This is a genomic window from Arthrobacter stackebrandtii (assembly GCF_017876675.1).
Taxonomy (GTDB): Bacteria; Actinomycetota; Actinomycetes; order Actinomycetales; family Micrococcaceae; genus Specibacter; species Specibacter stackebrandtii.
In genome coordinates this window covers 3068434-3094302 of record NZ_JAGIOI010000001.1, presented here as the reverse complement: position 1 = coordinate 3094302, position 25869 = coordinate 3068434, and the positions used below count along the sequence as shown (strand labels likewise).

Sequence of the window (25869 nt, the reverse complement as noted above, 5' to 3'; positions counted from 1 at the left end):
GCGCCCTGCCTAGCGGCGCCAGCCGCTCGTTGCACGGTCCCGACCCGTCAGGTCCACGTGGCTGCGAACATTCTCCCATGCCCCGCTGCCTTCCAGCAGAGCGGCCATCTGCGCCGCCTGCACCTCGGCATGCTCCATGACGAAGTATCCTCCGGGACGCAGCAGCCGGGCCGCCGTGGCAGCCGCGGCAGTTGGCATCTCCATGCCGTCCGCTCCCCCGCCGTACAGGGCCATGTGCGGATCGTGCAGCCGAACTTCCAGGTCCCGCGGAATGGCGTCGGCCGGGATGTAAGGCGGGTTGGACACCACCACATCCACTGTTCCGTCGAGCTCATGGAGCGCATCACGCATGTCGCCGTGGACCAGGGTGGCGCCTGTGCCGGCAAGGTTGCGCTGCGCCCACGGGAAGGCGTCGTCGCTAAGCTCCACCGCATGGACCCGCACCCCGGCGGCCTCCGTGGCCAGGGAGGCGGCAATGGCGCCGGACCCTGTCCCAAGATCGACGGCGGACAACCCGCCTTCGCGTTCCTGGCTCATGCGTGTTAATACATCAAGTGCCAGCTGGACCACGGATTCCGTCTCCGGCCGGGGGACAAAGACGCCCTTGCCGACAGACAACTCCAGGTGCCGGAAATACGCCACTCCGGTGATGTGCTGCAGCGGTTCGCGGGCGGCGCGGCGGGCGACGAGTGCATCGTAGCCCGCCGGCGCCGCGGCCGAGCCGAACAGCATGGCCGCCAGCTCGCCACGGCCAACGCCCAACAGGTGCGCCGCCAAAAGCTGCGCATCCACCGCCGGCGAGGGCACCCCGGCGTCCGCAAGAACCGCCGTCGCGCCCTTCACTGCGTCAGCCAGGGAAACAGGCGAGTCCAAGGACACGTCGTTAGTCGCCAATGGCGTCCAATCGGGCCTGCTCGTCCATCTCAATGGCCGACTGCACCACAGGTTCCAGGTCACCGTTCATGACGGCGTCAAGGTTGTAGGCCTTGTAGCCAGTGCGGTGGTCGGCGATCCGGTTTTCCGGGTAGTTGTAGGTGCGGATGCGCTCCGAGCGGTCCATGGTGCGGATCTGCGACTTGCGGGTGGCGGAGTTTTCCGCGTCAATGATGGCCTGCTGGTGGGCCAGGATGCGGGCACGGAGCACGCGCATGCCGGCTTCACGGTTTTGCAGCTGCGATTTCTCGTTCTGCATGGCCACCACGATGCCCGTGGGAAGGTGCGTGATGCGCACGGCGGAGTCGGTGGTGTTGACCGACTGCCCGCCCGGTCCCGAGGAGCGGTAGACGTCAATCTTGAGGTCGTTCTGGCTGATGTCAACCTCCTCCGGCTCATCCACTTCGGGCAGGACCAGCACACCGGCGGCCGAGGTGTGGATGCGCCCTTGGCTTTCGGTGGCCGGCACGCGCTGCACACGGTGCACGCCGCCTTCAAACTTGAGGCGGGCAAAGACACCCTCGGCGGGGTCGTTGGAACGGCCCTTGACGGCGATGGAGATGTCCTTGTAGCCGCCAAGGTCGGACTCGGTGGCGGAGATGATTTCCGTCTTCCAGCCGCGCGAGTCCGCGTAGCGGGTGTACATGCGGACCAGGTCGGCGGCAAAGAGCGCTGCCTCGTCGCCGCCTTCGCCAGCCTTGACCTCCAGGATGACGTCTCGGGCGTCGTCGGGGTCGCGTGGGATCAGCAGGCGGCGCAGCTTCTCCTGCGCAGCGGCCAGCTGCTCTTCAAGGACAGGAACCTCGGCCGCAAATTCAGCATCCTCGGAGGCCATTTCACGGGCCGCCTCGAGGTCGTCGCCCAGCGACTCCACCTGATGGTAGCCCTCAACCACGTTGCTCAGTTCCGCGTACCGGCGGCCAAGCTTGCGGGCCAGCGCCTGGTCGGCGTGCACCTCGGGCTCGCTCAAGCGCATCTGCAGCTCGGCATGCTCATCAAGCAAGCCATGGATGGATTCAAACATTTGTAAAAACCTCTCTCGACGTAAGTCAAGTCTAATTACTTCCGCAAGGGCCAAACACACTCAGCTTTAACGCACTAGTCCGCCAAAGTGATGATGGGGGCCGGGAGCGGCTTCGGGCGCCCGCGAAGCGGGCGGGCCCCATCATCACGGAGGCGGACTAGTGTAAACAGCTACTTGTCGTGTTCGGCCTTGGAGCCCAGGGTGGTCTTCTGGATCTGCATGAGGAACTCGACGTTGGACTGGGTCTCACGGATCTTGGAGGTCAGCAGTTCCAGCGACTGCTGCATTTCCAGGCCGGAGAGCACGCGGCGCAGGCGCCACATGATCTTGACCTCTTCCGGAGAGAGCAGGTTCTCTTCGCGGCGCGTGCCGGAGGCGTTGACGTCAACAGCCGGGAAGATGCGCTTGTCGGCCAGCTGGCGCGACAGGCGGAGCTCCATGTTGCCGGTGCCCTTGAACTCCTCGAAGATGACCTCGTCAGCCTTGGAACCGGTTTCCACCAGTGCCGTGGCCAGGATGGTCAGCGAGCCGCCGTTTTCAATGTTTCGTGCGGCACCGAAGAAGCGCTTCGGCGGGTACAGGGCTGCGGAGTCCACACCACCGGAGAGGATGCGTCCGGAGGACGGCGCGGAGTTGTTGTAGGCACGGCCCAGGCGGGTCATGGAGTCCAGGAGCACAACAACGTCCATGCCCATTTCCACGAGGCGCTTGGCGCGCTCGATGGAGAGCTCGGCAACCTGCGTGTGGTCATCTGCCGGGCGGTCGAAGGTGGAGGCAATGACCTCACCCTTGACGGTGCGCTGCATGTCGGTGACTTCTTCAGGGCGTTCGTCAACCAGGACCATCATGAGGTGGACCTCGGGGTTGTTGATGGTGATGGCGTTGGCGATCGACTGCAGGATCAGCGTCTTTCCAGCCTTCGGCGGGGAGACGATGAGGCCGCGCTGGCCCTTGCCGATGGGGGCGACGAGGTCGATGACGCGGGGCCCGACCTTCTTGGGGTCGGTCTCCAGGCGCAGGCGCTCGGACGGGTACAGCGGAACCAGCTTGGCAAAGTCCACGCGGTCCTTGAGCTCTTCCGGGGTCTTGCCGTTCACGCTGGTGACGCGCACCAGGGCGTTGAACTTCTGGCGTGCGCTCTGGGCGTTGCTGCGGTCTTCGCCTTCACGCGGCGCGCGGATGGCGCCAACAACGGCGTCGCCCTTGCGCAGGTTGTACTTCTTCACCTGCGACAGGGACACGTATACGTCGTTTGCACCCGGCAGGTAGCCGGAGGTGCGCACAAAAGCGTAGTTGTCCAGGATGTCCAGGATGCCGGCCACGGGCAGGAGGACGTCGTCCTCGGTCAGCTCGGTGTCGTCGAAGTCTGGTCCCTGGCTGCGGCCGCGGCGGCGTTCGTTGCGGTCCCGGAAACGGTCGTTGCGATCGTTGCGATCGTTGCGGTTGTTGCCGCGGTCGTTGCGATCGCTGCGGTCGTTGGAGTCGTTCGAGTTGCGGTCACGGCGGTTGCGGCGGTTGCGGTTGTTGCGCGAGCCGTCCTCGTCGTCGTGGCCGGCGTTGGCGCCAGAGTTGTTGCCCTGGTTGCCACGGTCGCTGGTGGAGCGCTCGTTGTTGCCGCGGTCGTTGCGGTCGTTGTTGCGCTGGTTGCGGTTGCCGCGCTGGTTGCGGTTGCCGCGGTCCGAACCGTCGCCGTGCTCGCCGTTGCCGGAATCCTGTGCGGATTGCTCGGCAGAGTGCGATTCGGTGGCGGTCTCAGGTGCTGCCGGGGCCTCTACTGCTGCCTCGTCCGACTCTGCGGCCTGGCTGCGGCCGCCGCCCTGGGCCCGGCGGTTGCGGGTGCGCGGCTGGCGGCGGTTTTCGCCGTCGTTCTCGCGGACTGAACCTTCTGCAGGCTCGACGGCGGGGGTCTCCACAGTGGCAGCCGGCGCCTTTGCGGGGGCTTCCTCTGTGACGGCCGGCGTGCCGGTCGTGATGATGCCGTCGCTGCTGGCGGCACGGCGGGTGCGGCCGCGGGCAGGGCGCTCGGCTGCCTTCGGCGCTTCGGCAGCCGTCTCAGTTGCGGTCTCGGCAGCCTTGGCGGCCGGTGCGCTCTTGGTGGTGGTCTTGGTTGCAGCGGCCTTCGCCGGTGCTTCCTTGCTGTCGGCAGCCTTGGCGGGAGCTTTCCCGGCCTTGGCCTTCTCGTCAGCCTTGCCAGCCGGGCGGTCTGCCACGGATGAGCCTCGCTGGTGCGCCGAGATGGCGTCCACAAGGTCGCCCTTGCGCATCCTGGAACCACCGGTGATGCCCAGCTGTCCGGCAAGAACCTGCAGCTGTGCCAATTTCAATCCAGCCAACCCTGCTGACTTGGGAGCAGCGGCTGAAGTTACGGTTTCGGTCACGAAGGATCCTTCCCCCTCGATGGCGGGCCCAATTCTTGGGGCCGCGATGATTAGTGTCAGAAGCTCCCTTTTGCACCCGCCCTGTGGTGCACCGGGCGTGAACTGCAATGAGATGTTTCTGAGGTTCCACTGCCACGTGCCGCAAACGGCGGGCCCGGGCAATGGTGGAGTTCACTCTTTGAATCAAGTCTCAAATGGGAGCGATTCTGGAATCACACCGGCGGCTGCCATGTGTTGATCCGCCGGTCACTGTGCAAGATAAGAACAGGCCGTAAGAGCGGCATCATGAGGTCCATAAACATTGTCCATTTCCACGCAAGGCCAAATTGGTGCAGGTTTGCCGGGAAAGTGTCTACAAGCTACGGATGCACTTCCACTTTAGCACCTTCACGGTCCACCTGGAGCCGCGAAACCCGCCAAGACACGCCGGAATTCTCGGCGCTTTCCGTCCCGCTCCCCCATTCTGTGATGCGGGCCACCGCCGCGTCGGCGGCTGCAGCTCCGTTGGCCAGCACCATGACAGTGGGGCCGGCCCCGGAAATGAAGGCTGCGAAGCCTTCGGCCCGCAGTTGCGTCACGAGCGCGGCGCTGCCGGGCATGGCTTCCGCCCGGTAGTCCTGGTGGAGGTAGTCGCGCGTGCCGGCCAGCAGCAGCGACGGCTCCGCCGTCAGGGCATGCATCAGCAGCGCCGCCCGGCCGGAGTTTGCTGCGGCATCGGCATGGGGCACGGCGGCCGGCAGCATGCCGCGGGCACGCTCGGTCTTCAGTTCAACATCGGGAATGGCCACCACGGGTATGACCTGCTCCGACGGCGCGAGCCGGGCACTGGCGTACCGTCCGCCTTCCTCCCAGGAAATGGCCACTGCCCCAAAGATTGCCGGGGCGACATTGTCCGGGTGCCCCTCCAGCTCCGAGGCGAGCTGCAGCACCCAGCTGCTGTCCTGGCGGTCTTCCGGGGCCACCAGCGCATTGGCAGCCATGACGGCAGCCACGATGGCGGAGGCCGATGAGCCCAGTCCGCGGCCGTGCGGGAGGACGTTGTCCGCGGCGATCCGCAGGCCCACCCGGGCGTAGCCCAGGCGCGCCCATGCCAGGTCCATGGTCTTCACCACGAGGTGGCTGGCGTCGCGGGGCAGCTCAGCCACCCCCTCCCCGCTGAGCTCGAACTCGAGCTGCGGGACATCCAGCGCCGTGACGGTGAGGGTGTCGTACAGCGACACCGCCAGGCCCAGCGAGTCAAACCCCGGGCCGAGGTTGGCGCTGGTGCCGGGGACGCGCACTGTGGCGGCGGCCCCGGCGGACGGTGTTTTCAGAAGCGGTGCAGTCATGGTTGACCCTGTCATGAGCGTGTGGTGCTAGTCCGTCAGGCCGAGCGCATTGGCGACCGTGACGACGTCGAACGGCACGGACTGGGGCTGTGCCGCGCTGCCGTCGGCGTTCTTCAGGGCCCAGTCGGGGTCCTTCAGGCCGTGGCCGGTGACGGTGATGACGATCGTCTTGCCGGCAGGAACCTCGCCGGCAGCGTGCTTCTTGATGATGCCGGCGACGCCTGCTGCGGAGCCGGGCTCAACAAACACGCCTTCCTTCGCCGAGAGCCAGCGGTGTGCGGCAAGGATTTCCTCGTCGGTGACGGCCTCGATGACTCCGCCGGACTCGTCGCGCGCGGCAATGGCCATGTCCCAGGACGCCGGGTTGCCGATGCGGATGGCCGTGGCGATCGTGTCGGGCTCGGTGATCGGATGGCCGGCAACGAACGGTGCGGCACCGGCGGCCTGGAAGCCCCACATGATGGGAGTGTGCGTGGAGACGGCGGGAAGCGTGCCGTTCTCGGCGGACTCGTACGGTGCGCAGTATTCCTTGTACCCGCGCCAGTAGGCGCTGATGTTGCCTGCGTTGCCCACGGGCAGCACGTGGTAGTCGGGGGCGTCGCCGAGGGCGTCGACCACTTCAAAGGCACCGGTCTTCTGGCCCTCGATGCGGGCCGGGTTGACCGAGTTGACCAGGAACACCGGGTAGGAATCGGCCAGCTTGCGGGCCACGTCCAGGCAGTTGTCGAAGTTGCCGTCGACCTGCAGGATGGTGGCGCCGTGCGCCACGGCCTGGCTCAGCTTGCCCATGGAGATCTTGCCCTCGGGAACCAGCACGGCGCACGTCAGTCCGGCGGCCTTGGCGTAGGCTGCGGCCGAGGCCGAGGTGTTGCCGGTGGAGGCGCACACAACAGCCTTGGCACCGGCTGCAACGGCGGCCGTCATGGCCATGGTCATGCCGCGGTCCTTGAACGATCCGGTGGGGTTCATGCCCTCCACCTTCAGGTACACCTTGGACCCGGTCAGGGCCGACAGCTGCTGGGCGTACACGAGCGGTGTGCCGCCCTCGCCCAGGGTGATGATCCTGGTTTCTGCCGTTACCGGCAAACGCTCTGCATATTCGCGGACAACCCCGCGCCACTGGTGAGCCATCAGACTCCCTCCACCCTCAAGACACTTGTAATTGAATTAATGATGTCAAGGCCGTTGATGGCCTCAACCGTTGCTGCCAGTGCAGCTTCGCCGGCTCGGTGCGTAACAATGCGCAGTTCGGCGGAGCCGGGGCCCTCAACCTCCCCGGGTTCACGGTGCACCGTCTGGCGCATCGTCTCGATCGAGACGCCGTTCTCGGCAAACAGTGCCGCAATCTTGGACAGCACGCCGGGCTCGTCGGCCGCATCCATGCCGATGTAGTAGCGCGTGGCCACTGCCTTGATCGGCAGCACCGGCAACACCTCAATGGTGGAATCGGTGCGGCCCGGGCCGCCCAGGACCAGGCGGCGGGCCGCCGAGACAACGTCGCCCATGATGGCCGACGCCGTGGGCGAGCCGCCCGCGCCGGCGCCGTAGAACATGAGTTCCCCGGCGTTTTCGGCTTCGACAAACACGGCGTTGAACGCGCCGCGCACGGCACCCAGCGGGTGCTCGCGGGGAATCAGGGTGGGGTGCACGCGCACGCTCACGCCCGAGGTGGGCAGACCGGCGTCGTCAGTCTTTTGGATCTTCTCGGCGATCGCGAGGAGCTTGATGACGTAGCCGGCCTCCTTGGCGGAGGCGATGTCGCCGGCGGTGACCCCGGTGATGCCCTCGCAGTGCACGTCTTCCAGCGCGAAGCGCGTGTGGAAGGCAAGTGAGGCGAGGATGGCGCCCTTGGCGGCGGCGTCGTGGCCCTCGATGTCTGCGGTGGGATCGGCCTCGGCGTAGCCCAGGCGCGTGGCCTCGGCCAGGGCGTCGGAGAACTCGGCGCCAGTGGAGTCCATGGCGTCGAGGATGAAGTTGGTGGTGCCGTTGACGATGCCCATGACACGGGTGATCTTGTCCCCGGCCAGCGAATCCGTGATGGGGCGCAGGATGGGGATGGCACCGGCCACGGCGGCCTCGTAGGAGAGCTGGACGCCGGCGGCGTCGGCCTTCTCGTAGAGGGCCGGGCCGTCAACTGCCAGCAGCGCCTTGTTGCCGGTGACCACGGTGGCCCCGTGCTCAATTGCTTCCAGGATCAGCGTCCTGGCCGGTTCCAGGCCGCCCATCAGCTCAATCACGATGTCGGCGCCGCGCACCAGCGCCGAGGCGTCGGTGGTGTAGAGCTCCCGCGGCAGCTCCACCTCGCGGGGCGCATCCACGTTGCGCACGGCAATGCCGGCGAGCTCCAGCCGGGCGCCCGTGCGGGCTGCCAGGGTGTCGGCGTCGTCGAGCAGGATGCGGGCAACCTGCGAACCCACGTTGCCGGCGCCAAGCAGCGCCACTTTCAAGGTCTTGGTGGCGGACACGTCGGTGTCCGCGGTGTTGCGCTCTGTCAAAGGTCTCTAGGCCCCTAAATCGCGTGCCAGCAAATCGTCTTCTGTTTCGCCCCGCACGATCAAGCGTGCGGCGCCGTTTGAGACGGCGACAACGGGCGGACGGGGCACGTAGTTGTAGTTGCTGGCCAGTGCCCAGCAGTACGCGCCCGTTCCGGGGACTGCAAGCAAATCCCCGGCCGCCACGTCGTTGGGCAGATATACATCTCTAACAACAATGTCACCACTCTCGCAATGCTTGCCCACCACTCGGGACAGCGCGGGGGCGGCATCGGCGCTGCGGCCGGCCAAAACTGCCGTGTAATCCGCGTCGTAGAGCACCGGGCGGGCGTTGTCGCTCATGCCGCCGTCCACCGACACATAACGCCGCGGCGCCGTCACACTTTCCTGGCCGTCCACCTCAACCTGGACGGTTTTCAGCGTGCCGGTCTCATAGAGGGTGAACGTGGTGGAACCGACGATTGCGCGGCCCGGTTCGATGGAAATCTTCGGGGCGTTCATCCCCAGTTCCGCGCACGTTTCGCGGACGACGGCGGCCATCGCCTGGGCGACTTCTGCCGCCGGGCGGGGGGTGTCCACCGCGGTGTAGGCGATGCCGTAGCCGCCGCCCAGGTCCAGTTCCGGCAGCGTGACGCCGTACTTTTCCTGGATCTCGTGGGTGAAGGCCAGCAGCTTGCGGGCTGCAATCTCGAAGCCCTCGGCCTCAAATATCTGCGAGCCGATGTGGGCGTGGAAGCCCAGGAAGTTGATGCTTTCGGCTTCCACCGCCAGCTTGGCGGCAGCCTCCGCTGCGCTGATGCCCGGGGCTTCCGGGTCCTCGGCGATGAAGCTCAGGCCGAACTTCTGGTCCTCGTGCGCCGTGGCGATGGATTCGTGGGTGTGGGCGTGCACGCCGGGGGTCAGGCGCAGCATGACGTTGGCCTTTTCCCCGCGTGCCGCCGCGATGTCCGCGACGCGCTTGAGCTCGTGCAGGCTGTCCACAACGATGCGGCCCAGCCCCATGTCCAATGCGCGGTTGATCTCTGCCGCGGACTTGTTGTTGCCGTGCAGGCCCAGGTTTTCGCCCTTCAGCCCGGCACGGGCGGCAACTGCCAGTTCGCCGCCGGAGCAGGTGTCCAGGCGCAGCCCCTCGGAGTCGACCCAGCGCGCGACCTCAGTGGACAGGAACGCCTTGCCGGCGTAGTAGACGTCCACGCCGCCGCAGATGTCGGCGAACGCCTCGTCGAAGGCGTCCTTGAACATGCGGGCGCGCCGGCGGAAGTCGTCCTCGCTCATGACAAACAGGGGCGTGCCATACTGCGCCTTTAGAGCGCTGACCGGAACACCGCTGATGGTGAGCTCACCGCCCTGGCCGCGTTCGACGTCGTGCGACCAAACAGCGGCGGCCAGCTCATTCAGGTTTCCGGCGGCAGGCAGCCATTCGGGGGCCAGCTCGACGCCGGCGACGTTGTTGCTCATGGATTACATCCGTTCCGGTGCGGAGACGCCCAGCAGTGACAGGCCGTTGGCGAGGACCTGGCCCACGGCGTCGTTGAGCCAGAGGCGCGTGCGGTTGGTGTCCGTGACGGCTTCCTCGCCCATGGGGGTGACGCGGCAGGCGTCGTACCAGCGGTGGTAGGCGCCGGCGATGACTTCCAGGTGGCGGGCCACGCGGTGCGGTTCGCGGAAGCCGGCGGCCTGGGCCAGCACGCCGGGGTACTGGCCGAGGACGGCGAGGAGCTCGGACTCGGTTGCGTGGCTCAGGGCGGCGGCGTCGAAGGCGGTGCGCTCCACGCCGGCGGCTGCGGCGTTGCGGCCCACGGCGCTGGTGCGGGCGTGCGCGTACTGGACATAGAACACGGGGTTCTCGTTGGACTTCTTGGTCAGCACGTCCAGGTCGATGTCAATGTTGGAGTCGCTGGAGAAGCGGGCCAGGGAGTAGCGGGCGGCGTCGGTGCCCACAACCTCAACGAGGTCTTCCATGGTGACAACGGTGCCGGCGCGCTTGGACATGCGGATCGGCTTGCCGTCCCGGACCAGGTTGACCATCTGGCCGATGAGCACCTCGACGCGGTCGGCGTCGTCGCCCATGGCTGCCGCTGCTGCCTTTAGACGGGCCACGTAACCGTGGTGGTCGGCGCCGAGCATGTAGATGCACAGGTCAAAGCCGCGGTCGCGCTTGTTCTTGAAGTAGGCGATGTCACCGGCAATGTAGGCGGCGTTGCCGTCCGACTTGATGACCACGCGGTCCTTGTCGTCGCCGTAGTCGGTGGAGTTCAGCCACCAGGCGCCGTCCTTGAGGTACATGTTGCCGGAACCCTTGAGCTGCTCGAGGAGCTTGTCCACGGCGCCGTCCTCAAAGAGGGAGTTCTCGTGGAAGTAGACGTCAAAGTCCACGCCAAACTCGTGCAGCGACGCGCGGATGGCGGCGAACATGAGCTCGACGCCCTGGGCGCGGAACTCTTCCTGCGGGTCTTCGCTGTCGAGGATGCCCGGGTTGTTCGCCATGACTTCCTTGGCGATGTCCTCGATGTACGCGCCGCCGTAGCCGTCCTCCGGGGCGGGCTCGCCCTTGGCACTGGCCAGGAGTGAGCGGGCAAATTTGTCGATCTGGTTGCCGTGGTCGTTGAAGTAGTACTCGCGGGTGACATCGGCGCCCTGCGATTGGAAGATGCGCGCCAGGGAGTCGCCAACGGCGGCCCAGCGGGTGCCGCCCAGGTGGATGGGGCCCGTGGGGTTGGCGGAGACGAACTCGAGGTTGATCTTGGTGCCGGCCATTTGGGTGTTGCTGCCGTAGCCTTCGCCGGCCTCAACGATGGCCTTGGCGAGTTCACCTGCGGCGGCGGCGTCCACGGTGATGTTCAGGAAGCCCGGGCCGGCAATGTCCACTTTCGAGACGCCGGGGATTTCGCTGAGGCGGTTCTGCAGCACCTCGGCGATCTTGCGCGGCGGCACGCCGGCCGGCTTGGCCAGCTGCAGGGCGATGTTGGTGGCCCAGTCTCCGTGCTCGCGGCTCTTGGGGCGTTCCACCCGCACATCGTTGGGAAGCGCCTCGGCGGGGACGGTGAGGTCACCGGCGTCGACGGCATCTTTTAGGCAGGTGGCAATGGCGGCAGAAAGTTCTTCAGGAGTCACGCCTCTAAGTGTACGGTTCCGGCCATCCCCTCCCCCAATCCATGAAACGAGTGCCCACCATTCGGCCGCCCGTCGGGACACCCACTTTTCTTCCCCGGAGGTTTCCTCCCGGAGCCCCTCACCGAATTCGATAACGCAGTTGATGGACGTGGAAAGCGTTGTCCGGTCCAACAACTGCGTCATCGAAATTTTCAGGCGTGCTTCGGGGCAGGCAGCAGGTCAGGCTGCCGGGTGCGGGGCGAAGTCGTCCTCGAGCATCTTGGGCCGGCAAATGATCCAAGCCCCGGTGCCGAGGAGTGCCAGCGTGGCGAAAAGGAACAGGAACGGCACCGTCCACGAGCCGGTCCACTGGCGGAGCAGGCCAAAGAACAGCGGCCCCGTGCAAGCCAGCGTGTAGCCCATGCCCTGGCTGAACCCCGACAGGGCGCCGGCTCCCAGCTGCGTGCGCGTGCGGTGGTTGATCAGCAGCAGGGACAGCGGGAAGGTGCCGGGGCCCAGCCCCGCCAGTGACACCCACAGCCATGTCCCCTCGGCCGGAGACAGGAGCAGCCCCAGGTAGCCCGCAACGAAGCAGCCCAGCATGACCAGCACGGCCGGGAACGGGTTGCGCATCTTTGCCGCAATGAGGGGGATGCCCAGGCTCAGCGGCAGGCCGAGTGCGGCAAACAACGCCAGCATGGATCCGGCATGGGCGCGGTCGAGCCCGGCCTCGGTGAGGATTTCCGGCAGCCAGGCAAAAAGCGCATAGGTGTTTAGCGACGTGCAGCCAAACATGAACGTCAGACCCCAGGCCGTGGGCGACTTCCACAGGTTCATTTTTGGCGCCGGGGCGGGCGGAGTGGAAACCACCTGCAGCTGCGGTTCCCCGGCGGCAGCGCCCTGCCCGGCCACAGCGGCAGGCGGGCCGGGCGCGGCGGCGGGGTCCGCCGTCGTGCGAGGGGAGAAGAGAGCGACAAGCCACGGAATGAGCGCCAGTGCGCTCAAGCCTGCCCAGGAGGCGAGGGAGAATTGCCAGCTCGTGGCGTCGGCGACGGGGACCGCGAGCTGCGCGGGCAGTGCTGTGCCGATGGAGATGGCGGTGACGTAGAGCGCCGTCATGAGGCCGATCTTGCCGGGGAAGTACTTCTTCACCAGCGGCGGCAGCAGGACGTTGCCGGCGCCAAGGCCGCCAAAGGCGATCACGGAGAAAATGAGGAACAGCGGCGTGTTGGGTGCCAGGACCCGGGCAACCTGTCCGACGATGCCGACCAGGATGGCGATGACGACCAGCTTTTCCAGCGACGCCCAGCGGATGACGTACGGGGTCAGGAAACCGAACAGGCCAAATGCCGCGGTGGGGAGCATGCCGAGGATGCCGATGGTGGCGGCGGTGAGCGGAAGGTCGTTGTTGATGGTGGAGATCAGCGGCGGCACGACCGTTACGGCGGCGCGCAATGTCAGCGCCGTGAGAATGATGGCCAGCGCGAAAAGCCACGCCTTTTGATGCATTTTCATGCCCATGAGATCACCATTGCCCCAACAATACCGGTGGTTTGTGCGGCCGGGGCGCAGCGGCGGCGTGGCGCGGGGGCGGGTGCTGCTTCCCGTTTTCATTGCAGGCCCTGCACCTGCTAAGCTCTTTCTCGTTCCCTAAGGCAGCCACGGTTGCCACGCCTTCGTAGCTCAGGGGATAGAGCGTCCGCCTCCGGAGCGGAAGGTCGTAGGTTCGAATCCTATCGAGGGCACTTTTGAAAAGTGAACCCCCTGCAGAAATTGCTTCTGCAGGGGGTTTCTTCATGCCCGGGGCAGGTCCTTAACCCAGGTTCGCCACAATCGCGTCGAGGGTCTTGGTGGCCGTCTTGCCATGCTTCCACTTGTCCATGAGTGCCTTGGGAGCGTCCGGCAAGCCGCCGCAGACCAGTTCCAGGGCCGCCCCCTTGGGCTCAGACCGCACCGAGGCGAGGTACAGGTTTCCCCATGACAACGGGGTCTTGCCGCTGGAGAATGCTGCACGCAGGGTGGCCGGATCGGATTCCGCCATGCTGTACTTTCCGGCTTCCACGGTCTTGACGACGGCGGCGAAAACCTCCTCTGCGGACTGCGGCAATGTAATGGTCTTGGTCACGGGAGCGTGCACTGATTATTCCTCACGGGTAGGCCCTCGCCCACCCATGGGGATTCATGGCGGCGGGGATTCGTGGACAACGATAGTGCCGCACGCCACTGACTGCCATGGGCAGCACTGCCCATTACTTTTCATGTCCTCTCTCCTCATGCCCGACGACGTCCCCACCGGCTCAATCGATGGACCGGCGCACGATCTTCTTGGGCGGCCGGCCGATGAAGAACGCGGCACGGAAGCGTCCGAGGGACCTGACTGGTCAATGATCCGCCCGTCCCGCAGAAACAACGTCCTGTCCGTCCAGGCAGCAAAACGGGCCTCGTGGGTGACCATGAGGACCGCCGCACCATTGTCCGCCTTCTCCCGCAGCAGGCGAAGGATTGCGGTGCCATTGGTGGAATCCAGGGCACCCGTGGGCCCGTCCGCCAGCAGCAGGCGCCGGGGCCCCACCAGGGCGCAGGCAATGGCCACCCGCTGCGCCTGCCCGCCTGACATGTCCTCGGGGCGCCGGTCAGCCAGCTGTGCCACACCCGTCTCTTCCAGGCTGACCAGTGCCGCCTGCCGTACCCTTTTCCGGGACCAGCCGTCCAGTTCCAGGGGGAAGGCTACATTCTCGGCGGCAGTCAGGGCCGGCAACAGGTTGAAATCCTGGAAGACGTAGCCCACGCTCTGGCGGCGGATCACGGCCCGCTGGGCAATGCTGAGGCTGGCAAGGTCGGTGCCCTCCACCAGCACCTGTCCCTCAGTGGGCGTGTCGAGGCCGCCAGCCAGGTGCAGCAGGGTGGACTTGCCGGATCCCGAAGGCCCCATGATGGCGACAAACTCGCCCGCGTGGATTTTCATGTTTGCGTCTGCGAGCGCCTGCACCGCCCGCTCCCCCTGCCCGTGAACCCGGAAGACGTTGCGGATCTCCAGCACCGGGCTGTTTGCTGCGTTCATCGCTTGCCGCCCGCCTTCACCGTCTTGGCGGAAACCTGGGCTTGGGGCTCGGCAGGCACTTGTGCGACCGTGCCATCCGCAGTCGCTCGGGCTTGTGCACTCAGGAGAGTCCCTTCAACGTCGTCGAGCCAGCGCAGTTCCGCCTCGGTGGTGAAGATGTGGTTGTCCAGGACCAGCCGAACAGCAATGTCTCCTTCATCCACGCCGCGCCGCACCTTGGTGATGTCGTGCAGGACACGCAGGGTGGCCGATCGCTGGCGCTGGACCAGCTCGGCAACATCGACGCCGGGAACGGTGACGGCGAGCGCCAGCTTGATCACCAGCTCATCACGTCCCGGAGTCTCCCTGGGCACTGGGCTGTGCCACCACTCCTGAACCTCACGGAGGCCGCCGGCCGTCAGCCGCCACGGCTCCGGCTCCCCCTCCAGAGCGGCAACCTGCTCAACCAGCCCGTCGCGTTCAAGCCTCTGGAGCGTGGTGGACACCTGGCCAATATTCAGCGGCCAGGTTTCACCAGTGGAAGCATCAAAGTCCTTCCGCAGCTGGTACATGGTGGACGGCTTCCACGACAGCAGGGCAAGCAGTGCGTGCTTGACGGACATGGCGGGTCTCCTCAGTTTGGCGGGGTCTGTGGCGCAACTTCAGATAGTTACTCGGTAATGGTTACAGAGTAACCACTACCGGGTCGCGATACAAAGCCAAGGCGCAACGTGTCGTGGCGAAGCTCGCCGCCCCACCGGACCGAGCCGCCGCCTGATCCAGCTTTCTCCCCGATCCCTGCCAGCTTTCACCCAAGGACTCGTGGCAAGGTTGCACCGATGACATTGCTTCACGAACGGCACGCGGCAACCGCCGCACCCCGGCCCCGCACCCGGGCGGGCCTGTTCGTCGTCGCATGCTCCCTCGGCTTGGCACTCCTGCTGTTGGCGCACTCGTGGCTGCCCGACATTGCAGGGCTGGGCCTGATCATCGATTCCGGATTGATATGGCTGGGCGCCCTCATCCCCCTGCTGGCAGGTGCCGCGCTCGCGGTCCGGCAGAAGCGTGCTGCCGCCGCGGTTCTGGTGCCGGCGGTGGTGTGGTCGCTGCTTTTTGTCCCCGGAATGATTCCGCTGGAGTGGACCGCACCCGCGGCTTCGGGACACTCCGTGACGGTGGCCAGCCAAAACCTCCGGGCACAGGCCGGAACCGCCGCCGAATCGGCAGGCGCACTGGCCGCTTCAGGTGCCCAGGTGGTGGCGCTGCAGGAAATCGACGGCGCCTCCCGCAACTCAGTTGGCGCCGTGCTCGACCCCGCCTACCAATACTCCTATCGCATCGGCACGGTGGGCCTGTGGAGCATCTACCCCATCAGCAATGCACAACCGCAGGACCTGGGCCTGGGCTGGAACCGGGCACTTTCCGCCGACCTCGAAACTCCCGCCGGGCTGGTCCGCATCTACGTAGTCCATGCAGCATCAGCACGCCCATCCCAGCACGCCGAACGGGACACCATGCTGGCGGCCCTTGCCGAGATCGTTGCGGCAGACACCAGCGAGCGGATCATCGCCGTGGGCGACTTCAACGCAGCAACCACAGACCGCAACTTCGCCCCGCTCACCCAGCTGCTGAGCGAACCCGACATCGACGGCGGACTGGCCGGCTTCACGTGGCCGGTCTCGCCTTTTCCCGTAGCAAGGTTGGACCACCTGCTGCAGCGGGGCATGGCCGCAACGTCCAACGAAGTGTTTCAGGCCGGTGCCAGCGACCACCTGGCCATCCGAACGACGCTGAACCTTTAGGCGGGCCTTCAGCCGGCTGTCAAAGCCTCGACCTGTGGCAGCAGGCCCTTGACTTTCCAGGCAGCATTCGAAAAGCTCAGGCCACGCATGCCAATGCCGACTGCCGCTCTGAAAGGTCTCCATGAACAAGCCTGCTTTCCCACAGTTCCCGTCCGACTTTGTCTGGGGCGTGTCCACTGCCTCCTACCAGATTGAAGGCGCAGTCAGGGAAGGGGGCCGGGGCCCCTCCACCTGGGACGCATTCGTGGCAGAGCCCGGCCGGATCGTCAACGGCGACACCGGTGAGATTGCCTGCGACCATTACCACCGCTACCCCGAAGACACCGCCCTGATGAAGGAATTGGGTGTTGACGCATACCGGTTCAGTTTCTCCTGGTCTCGCATCCAGCCGGGCGGCAAAGGTGCGGTGAACGCCGTCGGGCTTGGCTTTTACGACAAGCTGGTGGACGGCCTGCTGGAAGCCGGCATCACGCCCAGCCCCACATTGTTCCACTGGGACACGCCCTTGGAGCTGGAGCAGGCCGGCGGCTGGCTGAGCCGGGACACGGCCGAACGCTTTGCGGAATATGCGCAGATTGTGGGCGGACACTTTGCGGACAGGATTCCGCGCTGGATCACCATCAACGAGCCGGTGGTGCTGACCATGCTGGGCTACGGCGCCGGCATCCAGGCCCCCGGGCTCTCCCTCGGCTTTGATGCACTGCCCGCAGCCCACCACCTGCTGCTGGCCCACGGGCTGGGCGTGCAGGCGCTGCGCTCGGCGGGTGCTTCCAACATTGGCATCGCCAACAACCACGCCGTCACGTGGCCGGCCAGCGAGCATGAGGAAGACCTCCAGGCAGCCGGGCTCTACGACAACATCGCCAACTGGGTCTTCGCCGACCCCATCCTCAAGGGCGCCTACCCGGAGGAACTGGCACCTTTCCTGCCGCCGATCCCCGAAGGCGACCTGGACATCATTTCCACACCGATCGACTGGTACGGCATCAACACCTACAACCCCACGCTGGTGGGTGCGCCAACGTCCGGCGAGGCCGCGCTGGTCGACGGGCACGAGCTCGACGACTCCCTGCCGTTCTCCCTGCGGGAGCTGGAGGGCTACCCCCGCACCGATTTCGACTGGCCAGTGGTCCCCGAGGCCTTCACCGAACTGCTGTTGGGCTTCAAGGAACGCTATGGCGAGAAGCTGCCGCCCATCTACATCACGGAGAACGGCGCCGCCATCAATGACGGACCGGACAGCGAAGGGCGGGTGCGGGACCTGCGCCGCATCGAATACACGGACGCCCACCTGCGGGCGCTGAAGTCCGCCATGGACGCCGGAGTGGACGTGCGCGGCTACTTCCACTGGTCGCTCATGGACAACTTTGAATGGGCCGTGGGCTTCTCCCAGCGCTTCGGACTCATCCACATCGACTACGAGACACAGAAGCGCACTCCCAAGGACTCCTACTACTGGTACCAGGAGCTGATCCGCAGCACGAAAGGGCCCGGCGGGTAGGCCTCCCGTTTCCGGGACCGGGCGCAGGGCAGCTGTCTCGGCGACGGCACACCATGCCCGCGCCTGCCCTTGCCAGCCGGGCGGACGGGGAGTTGGCTGAAAGGTACCAAAGGAAACTTTTCACAAGAAAGAAGGATCCGTCATGGCCACCGAACGCCTGAACGTCAATGAGATCGATCCCCAGGCCTACCAATCCATGTATGCCATGGAAAAGTACATCCACAGCGGCACCCTCGGCGAGGATTTGCTGGGCTTGGTGAAGATGCGCGCTTCCCAAATCAACGGATGCGCCTACTGCCTCGACATGCACGGGCGGGAAGCCCGCGAAGCCGGTGTGGACAACCGCCGCCTCGATGTCCTGGCCGGCTGGCGCGAAGCCACGGACCTGTTTTCCGCACGGGAGCAGGCGGCCATCGCACTGACCGAGGCCGTCACCTTGATCCACGACGGCGGTGTCCCCGACAAGGTGTGGAACGACGCCGCGACCCAGTTCCCCGGCAAGGAATTGCCGATGCTGCTCATGGCGATTTCAGCCATCAACGTCTGGAACCGTTTGGCCGTCACCACCCACCAGCCGCTGCCGAACATGCCGGCCGAGGTGTAGCCGCACATCTCCCGCCGGATCCGGCAGCCCTGTTAGGGTGAAGCCATCGTCACCGGCCCCAAGGAGTCCCCATGCTAAAGCACGACGCAGGCCCGGCCGTGGGCCCCATCGCCTCCACCTCCTGTGGCAAGGTTCGAGGGGTGGCGAGAGACGGCGTCGAGCACTATTTGGGCATTCCCTACGCTGCCGCACCTGTTGGCCACCTGCGGTTCGCCAGGCCGGCGCCGGCGCCGGCATGGGACGGCGTCCTCGATGCCACGGAGCTTGGCCCCACCGCGCCGCAGAACCCCTACGCCGGCGCGATCGCACGGGTGCTGCCCACCGTCATTGTCAGCGGCGACAAGTTCCTGAACCTGAACATCGTGGCACCGGCAAGACAGGATCAGCAGTTGCGCCCTGTCATGGTCTGGTTCCACGGCGGCTCCCTGCAGCACGGCTCGAACTCCCTGGCAGGATATCGCGGCGGATCCTTTGCCCGGGATGGGATCGTCTACGTCGCGGTGAACTACCGGCTGGGCGCAGAGGGCTTCTCCGTGCTGGCGGGTGCGCCGCTGAACCTTGGCCTCGCGGACCAGCTGGCCGCGCTGCACTGGGTGCAGCGGGAAATCACGGCGTTTGGCGGCGACCCCGGCCGGGTGACGGTATTTGGCCAGTCCGCCGGCGGCAATACAGTGGCAGCCCTGCTGGCCCACCCCAACGCGGAATTGTTGTTCAGCCGTGCCATCATCCAAAGCGGGCCCCTGACAGCCGATCCTGCGGACAAGGCGGGGCGAATCACCAAGAAGATCGCCAGGGACCTAAAGATCCCCGCCACCCGGGAAGCCTTTGCAGCACACACCCCTGCCGAACTGCTTGCGGCACAGGAACGGGTGACGGCCGGATCCACACCGCTCACAGGCGGCCCCTCCTATGCCCTGGCCCTGGATGACTCACTGGTGCCGGCCGGCCCCGCCGAGGCGCTTGCCTCCGGTGCCGGTTCCGGGATCCCGCTGCTGATTGGCACCACCACCGATGAGGCAAGGCTCTGGCTGGTGCCGTCCGGGCTGGTCATGAAGCTGAAGTCCCTGCATCTGGCCGTTGCCCGCCGCAAAGTCGGCATCACCGCTGCCGCCGTCAAGCTGTTCAAGCGCAACCGCCCCTACTCCGTGACCGGTGAAATTCTGGGCGCCCTCGCCACGGACAAGCTTCTGCGGGTGCCCATGAACCAGCTCGCGGATGCCCGGCTGTCCGGCCCCGCCCCCACCTACGTCTACGAATTCGCGTGGGAGAGCCCGGTGGGGCACCTGCGGGCGGCACACGCCGTCGAACTTGGCTTTGTCTTTGACGACCTGGCCTCCCCTGACTCCCTGGGCCTGGCCGGCAGCACCGCACCTCAGGAACTGGCCGCCCAGATGCACCGTGCCTGGGTCGATTTCGCCACGTCCGGCAGCCCGGGCTGGGAGGCATGGAATGCCCTGCGCCCGGTCAAGACGTTTGACGGCGGCACCAATCCCGTGGTCCATGCCCCGCGGGATGACGAGCGGGCGGCGCTCACGACGTAGCTGGGCCCGGCCGCAGGCCGCTCAGAGCGTGGCGGCCGCAGCCTCCTGCTCCCACGCACCCATCCGACCGGCAACTTCCCGCGCCTGGCCGTGGGCGCCCATTGCCGTCAAGGCTTCCAGCAGGCCCTGCCCGGCGTCGCGGTTTTCCGGTTCAATATCCAGCACTGCCCGATACAGCTGGCTGGCGGAAAGCAGGTCCCCCGCCCCGGCGTCCTGCCGGGCCAGCACCAGAGCCAACTGGCAATAAGTCAGCTGCGCCTCATGCCGCAACGCGCCGGCCCAGTCCGCATAGGGCTCCTCGGCAAACACGTCACCTACGTAGAGCTGTGCAGCACGGCGCAGCTGAGATTCCGATGTACCGCGCGCCAACGCCATGAACACCTCAACATCGACGTCCACATGGTCCAGCTGCAGCCGGACCGACTCCGCATCGACCACCAGGAAATGATGGGGCGGGAAATCACGGGCCGGATCCATGGCCCGCCTGACCGTGTTGATGGCCACGGCAAAACGGTTGGCCAGCGCCTCCGGCGCCTGCCCCGGCCACAACGCATCCATGAAAACTTCCCGGGATGTGGGGACCCCGCGCATACTCACCAGAATCTTCAGCAGCTCCCGCGCCTTCCGGGATGTCCAGCGGGCCCGCTGCCCCTGGTGGGAAACAACGTCGAACGCACCCATGACACGGACCCGGGCCCGCCCGTCCGCGGGTACGTGCCCCTGCGAGGGAGCTGCGGTGATCACCTGCGGCCCTCCAGCAGCGGGATCTGCCTCCAGCCTGGACAGCACCGACTCCGCCCTAACCTGCAGCAGGCGAAAACTACGCCGATTGGCAGACACCAGTGCCTGCTCCAGCAGCTGCCTGGCCTCTGCCGGGCAATAGTTCCGGCTCTCCGCATGCCGCAGGCTGAATTCCGCATACTCGATCTGGGCCTCCGCCAGCCACGCCTGTGCACCCGAACGGGCACTGATTTCCATGGCCGTGCGCAAATGTTCCCGGGCCTCGTCCACCAGGCCGAGCCGTTCAGCAAGCAGGCCCAGGCTGCGCCCCACCGTGCCCCAAAAGGCCACACCTACGCCGAGCGGGATCACCTGCTGGGCATACGGAAGCAGTGCGTCGCGGATACCACGGGCGAATTGTTCACTCCCCATCTCACTGGCAATCTCCGCCAGGGCAGTCATGGTGGAAAGCCACATCCGGTTCCGGGGAATGGCGTCAAGGTCTGTCAGCGTCTCCAGCAATCGGACGGCGGCATCGTCCCGGCCCTGCTTGTGCCACAGCCACACCAGAGACGCCGCCCATATCCGTTCTTCCGGGTTCTCCCGGCGGGCGCGCAGGAAACTTCCTTCAACGTCACCGATCTGGCCCTGCATCCAGCGGATGATGCCCATCTGGCCACGAAGCACCGCATCTGCACTGGCCTCCTGCGTCGCCGAGGCCTCGGCATGTGCTGCCAACACCAGCTGCTCCGCCAGGACTGTGTCGCCATCCAAAATTGCGCGCAGGCACCTGAACCAGTGGGCCTGCTTGCTTTGATGCAGTTCGGGAAACCTGTCCAGGACGTCGCTGCGGTGGGTCAGCTGCAGATCCAGCTCCTGTATGTCCCCCTTTTCCAGCAATGACCTGAGCAGCAGGAAATATCCCACGGAGGCCAGACGGAATTCGTTGTGCTGCTCAACGACGGCCAGGATGTGCCGGGCGGCGTCGTGCCGCATGCCCACAGTATGGGGCGACATGTCGGTCATGGCCGTGGCGGCCATTGCATACGCCCTCGCCACCGGATCGTCCACCAACGCTGAGGCGGCCATGGCTTCGGCGGCGGCCACCATGGCCTGTTCGGGATCCAGTGAATCTTGGGCGAGCGCCAGCGTGGCCAACAGCTTGACCCTTTGCACGCCGTCCACCAGGCGACCGTCTGACAGGGCGGCCAGGCACTGTTGCGCCCTTTGGGTCGCGGCGAGTCCCGACAAGTCAAATTCCAGGTGCGGGCCCAAGGCAATCAGGTAGTCGACCTCAATGTAGCCCGAGCGGCCCAGCAATTGGGACGCCCGGCGGTAACTTTCTTCGGCACGGGCGTGGCTCCCAATGCGCCAGTACGCCTGTCCAACGGCCAAAGCGATCCTCGCCGCCGTCGGCCCTCCGCCGGGCCCGTGGTCAGGAAGCGATGCCAAGGCAAGTTCCCCCAATTCCACGGCCTCCTCAAAGGCGAACGATTCCAATGACTCGTTGGCAGCATCAAGGACGGCTTGCAGGCGCTCCGTCACCGACCCTTGCATCAACAACAGGTGCCGGGCACGCTCGGCCGGGTTCAGAGAAGGGTCCGCCACCCGTCTCTGCCGGGCAGCCTCGATTTGGGACAGTGCAGCCCAATCCAAGACGGCTGCGCGCATCATGGCGTGGACCAGCTCGAAATGACCGGAATAGGGCCCTCGGGAAATCTTGGCCACAATTCCGCCGGCGACGGCCAGGTCCAAGGCCCCGGCTGTTTCATGAACCGGCTGCGCGGCGCACCCGGCCAGCTCCGCCAACGTGGGCGGACGTTCGAACACGGCCAGTGCCACGAGCATTCCAACCACATCTGGATCCAATGCGGCCAGCCTTACCTCGGCAAGGGCGAGGAAGTCCGCATGCTGCTCCATCGGAAGCCTGCCTCGGAGCATCTGCCCCGAGGCCAGCAGCTCCGTGATCATCAACGGGTTGCCTCCACTGACTTCTTGGAGGAAGGCCACCGCCTCAGCGCGGCCCACCATGGAGTCAATTGCCTCGTGGCCCAGACCCTCCAATTCAATGACGTGAGCGGCTCCCAGCAGTTTTTCCAACTGTTTTGCCGGGGTCGTGCCGATGCCAGTCACGCCCGTTCCCAGGGCACCGATAAAAATGCATGGTTCCTGGGCCAGTTCCGCCCCGAGGTAGCGCAGCATGAGAAGCGATTCAGCATCTGCCTGTTCCAGGTTGTCCAAGAGAACAACCAGCGGGCGTGCGCCAGCTGCATCCCGCAGATGATCGGCAGCTTCACCAAAAAACTCGGCACGGTCCACGGATTGAGTGCCGGAACGAAACGAGAGTTCCAGGTCTCCATTATCAGCGACCGGAAGAATTACAGAAGCCAGCTCGCCGACAATTTGTTCCCAAATTCCGTAAGCCCTGCCCCGCACCGCCCGGAACGCTGAACCATAAACAGCAACAACGCCATTTCGCCTGGCCACCTCGCCAAATTCTTGCAACATACGAGTCTTCCCCAGGCCGCTGCCCCCGCGGACAACTACAACGGATGACCTGTCAGCAGGACGTGCCGCCAAAAGTCGTTCAAAGAAAAGCAGTTCTTTTTCACGTCCAAAAAATGATTTCCCCGCATCACCCATGGAATTATTCTTTCCCCGAGACCCAATAAAACATGGACTTTCCCGCCATGCCTCCATGGTAGCCAATTCCTTTGAAAATGCGGTCCGGCAGATAGAAATGTTAACTGCGGTGCATCCACGCCGTCCGGGAGCACCCGGCGGTATAGGCTTTTCACATGGTGCAGAGTTTTGGCGAGTCATTTTGGGATGAGCGGTACAGCGGCAGCGAGGCCGTCTGGAGTGGCCAACCCAACCCTCAGCTGGTGTCCGAAATTTCAGGGATGCCCCCTGGCCGTGCCCTGGACGTGGGATGCGGCGAGGGTGCAGACTCCATGTGGCTGGCCCGACAGGGCTGGCAGGTCACTGCCGTTGACTTCTCGAATGTGGCACTCCGCCGGGCCCGGCAGCACTCATCGTCGCAGGCATTCCCCGGCTCCATCGCCTGGGAGCACCGCAACCTCCTGCAATGGACGCCTCCGGCTTCGTCTTTCGACCTGGTCACCGCCCAGTTCATTCACCTGCCGAGTGAAGATCGGGAGCCCTTGTTCCTGCGGCTCGCCACGTCGGTCGCCAGAGGCGGCTCCCTGCTGATCGTGGGCCATTCGGCGGCTGACATCCAAGCCGGCGCCCGGAGACCGCAGGGTGACGGACTCTATTTCAGTGCCATCGACATTGCCGCCTCCCTGCCTCAGGACATGTGGCGCATTTGCGTCGCTGAGGCCCGGCCACGGGGCGGACTCGACGCAGACGGCCACAGCATCACGATCCATGACGAGGTGCTGCGGGCCGTACGGCTGGCGTAGCCTATCGCGGCTTCCTGCGCGGTCCGGGCGGTGCCGCCGGTCCTGACAGCGGAGGCGCGACAGACACGTATCGATGGCCTGTAGGTGTCGTGATTTCGGTGGCGCGCGGGCTTCCGCCGCCCTCCACGCCGGCCGGACTTCGCGTTGTCGACCAGCCCGGCGCCTCTTTCGCCTGGTTGCAGTCAGCGCACAGCCCCTGCCCATTGTCGATGGAGGTGCAACCGCCGGCCGCGAAGGCCTTGATGTGATCATATTCCCGAATGGGCGCGTCACAGTAAGGTTCCCGGCACCGCTGGTCCTGCGCCCGAAGAAACTGTTTCATTCCTTCCGGGAACAGCCTGGCTTGGGAGTCCATTGCCATGAGCTGGTTGGTGGAGGGATGGGTGAACAAGCGTTTAAGCCAAACTTGTTGAGGTCCTTCATCGAGGACCATGTTGCGCGCCATGGGTGCCGGGATGGGTTCATGGCCAACCAGAATTGCGGGGTCGTTGTCCCCGCCAAAGAGTGAACGGTCTGTCATGACCAGTTCCAAGGCAATATTGGCCTCGTCCACCGTGGTACACAATTGCGATTCGGCGGCCGTGGGCTGCAGGATTGCCCCGGTATTGACAGGACTGCCGGCTGGAACACCCCTGTGGTCGCTGATGGTCCCGGCACCGTCAGCGCAAGGGGCATGGTTGATCAGCCGGTGCATGAGCGCATCCGCCATGACCTGCCCCTTGCCCCGCTCGTCACCTGCTGCCTTGCGGCTGTCCGCCACCTTGGTCAGGGTGGCAATAATGCGAACTCCTTGTTTCAGTGGAATCAAGGCAGTCAGGTACGTCATGCCGTCCGCCGCCGGGCGAAGTGAAACAAACCTGTCCCCGACTGCCTTCTCGTGGCGTTTGATGAACGACTGCGGGTCCAGGGCGCAGGCCGCCTTCCGGGCTGCGGAAGCCAACTCGCGGTTGCCCATCAGCTCAACAGCATCAAGGTCCCCGCAGATCTCCTGGTCAACCGCGGCACGGTGCTCGTAGGACAGAAAGGCGGTTTCCTTGGCCAGAAGCCCTGCCTTGTATTCACTGATCCGGCCCTGCGCAAAAGCCTCCATGGTGCATGGCATTTCCCGCACCACCACTTCTGAGAGCTCGCACAGGTACCTGCCGCGATGGGGCGCCTCGTGCCTGGCCAGCGCAACCTGGTGGGCAACGCCGCGACCCAACCTTTCCTTCGGCATCCCCGCACGCGCCTGCGCCAGGCGCTGCTCGGCAACAAACAATGCCTGCGCATGCGCCTGGACCGCAGACAACGAATTCTTCACCTTTTCCACCATGTCGATCACATCCACCAGGCCCGCACCGGAGAGCTGGCCGACCGTCTCTGGATCAAAGGCCCCACCAGCGGAATCGTCAAGTGCCGTTACAACCTCCAAGGCGAGCTGGGCCTGCCCCTGGGACTTTTCGGCAGAGGCACCGGTCGAGGCCACGCGCCTCCTGAGTTGCGCCAGTGCCACGCCGTCACGGTCGTTGCGGACTGCCGCATCCAAGTCCGCAGCAGCTTCCACGGCGCTTTGCTGGTCCCGCATGGCCAACTCATGGGCCAATGCCGCATCCAGCTGCGCCAGCACCACCGGGTCAAAGAACGCCCCGCACGTTTCCTGTGCCGCACGGCCCAAGTCGAGCATGTCCTGGCACCGGACCATGGCGGCGGCGCCCCGCCCTGAGGGATCCTGCACGGGCATGGGACAGTCGTTGTCAGAAGCCCATGTCCTGGCCTGCGAATCCATGCCGGGCAGCGCTGCCGCGGCACCGGGACCGGCAACATCCTGGCCCGCGGATGCCGGGCGGGCGGCATCGCGGTCCGTGGGATCATGCCATTCCGGTGCCGCCATGCCGTTCACCACCTTGCCAGTCCAGCGCCGGCCCTGACGCACCGATGCATTCCCTGCAGGCCTGGAGCCGTCCAATATGGAACCCATATTCGGACCTGTCCGTACCCTGCCAATACAT

18 protein-coding genes, 1 tRNA gene and 2 pseudogenes are annotated in these 25869 nt (G+C 65.7%); 6 read left to right on the top strand and 15 right to left on the bottom strand.

What is annotated here, in order from left to right; all coding sequences use genetic code 11:
- Positions 1–9 precede the first annotated feature (9 nt).
- The 9 genes from prmC to JOF48_RS13395 form a co-directional block, all read right to left on the bottom strand.
- A complete protein-coding gene (prmC, locus tag JOF48_RS13435) occupies positions 10–879 on the bottom strand; it encodes a peptide chain release factor N(5)-glutamine methyltransferase (protein ID WP_425353719.1) in 870 nt (289 codons plus the stop codon).
- 4 nt (positions 880–883) lie between these two features.
- Complete coding sequence (prfA, locus tag JOF48_RS13430) at positions 884–1957, bottom strand: peptide chain release factor 1 (RefSeq protein ID WP_209681468.1); 1074 nt, start codon at positions 1955–1957, stop codon at positions 884–886.
- 170 nt (positions 1958–2127) lie between these two features.
- Positions 2128–4335, bottom strand: a complete 2208-nt coding sequence (gene rho / locus JOF48_RS13425) for a transcription termination factor Rho (protein ID WP_342591245.1) — start codon at positions 4333–4335, stop codon at positions 2128–2130.
- 359 nt (positions 4336–4694) lie between these two features.
- Positions 4695–5663 carry a homoserine kinase gene (gene thrB / locus JOF48_RS13420; protein WP_245346539.1) on the bottom strand — a complete coding sequence of 323 codons (969 nt, stop codon included), beginning with the start codon at positions 5661–5663 and terminating at the stop codon, positions 4695–4697.
- A 27-nt stretch (positions 5664–5690) separates the two neighbouring features.
- Positions 5691–6794 carry a threonine synthase gene (gene thrC / locus JOF48_RS13415; protein ID WP_209681464.1) on the bottom strand — a complete coding sequence of 368 codons (1104 nt, stop codon included), beginning with the start codon at positions 6792–6794 and terminating at the stop codon, positions 5691–5693.
- Positions 6794–8128 (bottom strand): homoserine dehydrogenase, encoded by a 1335-nt coding sequence (locus JOF48_RS13410; protein WP_209684539.1) that lies wholly within the window; start codon positions 8126–8128, stop codon positions 6794–6796. The genes thrC and JOF48_RS13410 overlap by 1 nt, the downstream gene beginning before the upstream one ends.
- 36 nt (positions 8129–8164) lie before the next feature.
- Complete coding sequence (gene lysA, locus JOF48_RS13405; protein ID WP_209681462.1) at positions 8165–9613, bottom strand: diaminopimelate decarboxylase; 1449 nt, start codon at positions 9611–9613, stop codon at positions 8165–8167.
- 3 nt (positions 9614–9616) lie between these two features.
- Entirely contained in the window at positions 9617–11269 is a 1653-nt protein-coding gene (argS, locus tag JOF48_RS13400) for an arginine--tRNA ligase (RefSeq protein WP_209681460.1), read from the bottom strand.
- 219 nt (positions 11270–11488) lie between these two features.
- Entirely contained in the window at positions 11489–12763 is a 1275-nt protein-coding gene (locus tag JOF48_RS13395) for an MFS transporter (RefSeq protein WP_209681458.1), read from the bottom strand.
- Between the two features lie 157 nt (positions 12764–12920).
- On the opposite strand from JOF48_RS13395, the gene JOF48_RS13390 reads away from it, so the two are divergent.
- Positions 12921–12993: transfer RNA gene (locus tag JOF48_RS13390), tRNA-Arg, on the top strand.
- Between the two features lie 68 nt (positions 12994–13061).
- On the opposite strand, the gene JOF48_RS13385 is transcribed toward JOF48_RS13390, so the two are convergent.
- From JOF48_RS13385 to JOF48_RS13375, 3 genes and pseudogenes are all read right to left on the bottom strand, one after another.
- Positions 13062–13373, bottom strand: coding sequence for a hypothetical protein (locus JOF48_RS13385; protein ID WP_209681457.1), 312 nt, complete (start codon positions 13371–13373; stop codon positions 13062–13064).
- Positions 13374–13622: 249 nt separating this feature from the next.
- A pseudogene (locus JOF48_RS13380) lies at positions 13623–14309 on the bottom strand (ABC transporter ATP-binding protein); the annotation flags it as partial.
- The gene (locus JOF48_RS13375; protein ID WP_209681453.1) at positions 14306–14911 is read right to left on the bottom strand and encodes a PadR family transcriptional regulator; all 606 of its coding nucleotides are present in this window, start codon (positions 14909–14911) and stop codon (positions 14306–14308) included. The gene JOF48_RS13375 and the pseudogene JOF48_RS13380, both read right to left, overlap by 4 nt.
- 216 nt (positions 14912–15127) lie before the next feature.
- Here JOF48_RS13375 and JOF48_RS13370 point away from each other — a divergent pair, with 216 nt between their 5' ends.
- The 4 genes from JOF48_RS13370 to JOF48_RS13355 all read left to right on the top strand — a co-directional run bounded on the left by JOF48_RS13370 (position 15128) and on the right by JOF48_RS13355 (position 19736).
- Entirely contained in the window at positions 15128–16090 is a 963-nt protein-coding gene (locus JOF48_RS13370) for an endonuclease/exonuclease/phosphatase family protein (protein WP_209681451.1), read from the top strand.
- 121 nt (positions 16091–16211) lie between these two features.
- Positions 16212–17591, top strand: a complete 1380-nt coding sequence (locus JOF48_RS13365; protein ID WP_209681449.1) for a GH1 family beta-glucosidase — start codon at positions 16212–16214, stop codon at positions 17589–17591.
- Between the two features lie 142 nt (positions 17592–17733).
- On the top strand, positions 17734–18195 hold the full coding sequence (locus tag JOF48_RS13360; protein ID WP_209681447.1) for a carboxymuconolactone decarboxylase family protein: 462 nt from the start codon (positions 17734–17736) through the stop codon (positions 18193–18195).
- Between the two features lie 71 nt (positions 18196–18266).
- A complete protein-coding gene (locus JOF48_RS13355) occupies positions 18267–19736 on the top strand; it encodes a carboxylesterase/lipase family protein (protein WP_209681445.1) in 1470 nt (489 codons plus the stop codon).
- 21 nt (positions 19737–19757) lie between these two features.
- Here JOF48_RS13355 and JOF48_RS13350 read toward each other — a convergent pair whose 3' ends face one another.
- The gene (locus JOF48_RS13350; RefSeq protein WP_245346537.1) at positions 19758–22487 is read right to left on the bottom strand and encodes an ATP-binding protein; all 2730 of its coding nucleotides are present in this window, start codon (positions 22485–22487) and stop codon (positions 19758–19760) included.
- A gap of 180 nt (positions 22488–22667) precedes the next feature.
- Positions 22668–23099, bottom strand: a pseudogene (locus JOF48_RS20200) (ATP-binding protein); the annotation flags it as partial.
- Between the two features lie 155 nt (positions 23100–23254).
- On the opposite strand from JOF48_RS20200, the gene JOF48_RS13345 reads away from it, so the two are divergent.
- Positions 23255–23881 carry a class I SAM-dependent methyltransferase gene (locus JOF48_RS13345; protein ID WP_209681441.1) on the top strand — a complete coding sequence of 209 codons (627 nt, stop codon included), beginning with the start codon at positions 23255–23257 and terminating at the stop codon, positions 23879–23881.
- Position 23882: 1 nt separating this feature from the next.
- Here JOF48_RS13345 and JOF48_RS13340 read toward each other — a convergent pair whose 3' ends face one another.
- The gene (locus tag JOF48_RS13340; RefSeq protein ID WP_209681439.1) at positions 23883–25751 is read right to left on the bottom strand and encodes an HNH endonuclease; all 1869 of its coding nucleotides are present in this window, start codon (positions 25749–25751) and stop codon (positions 23883–23885) included.
- Between the last annotated feature and the right edge of the window lie 118 nt (positions 25752–25869).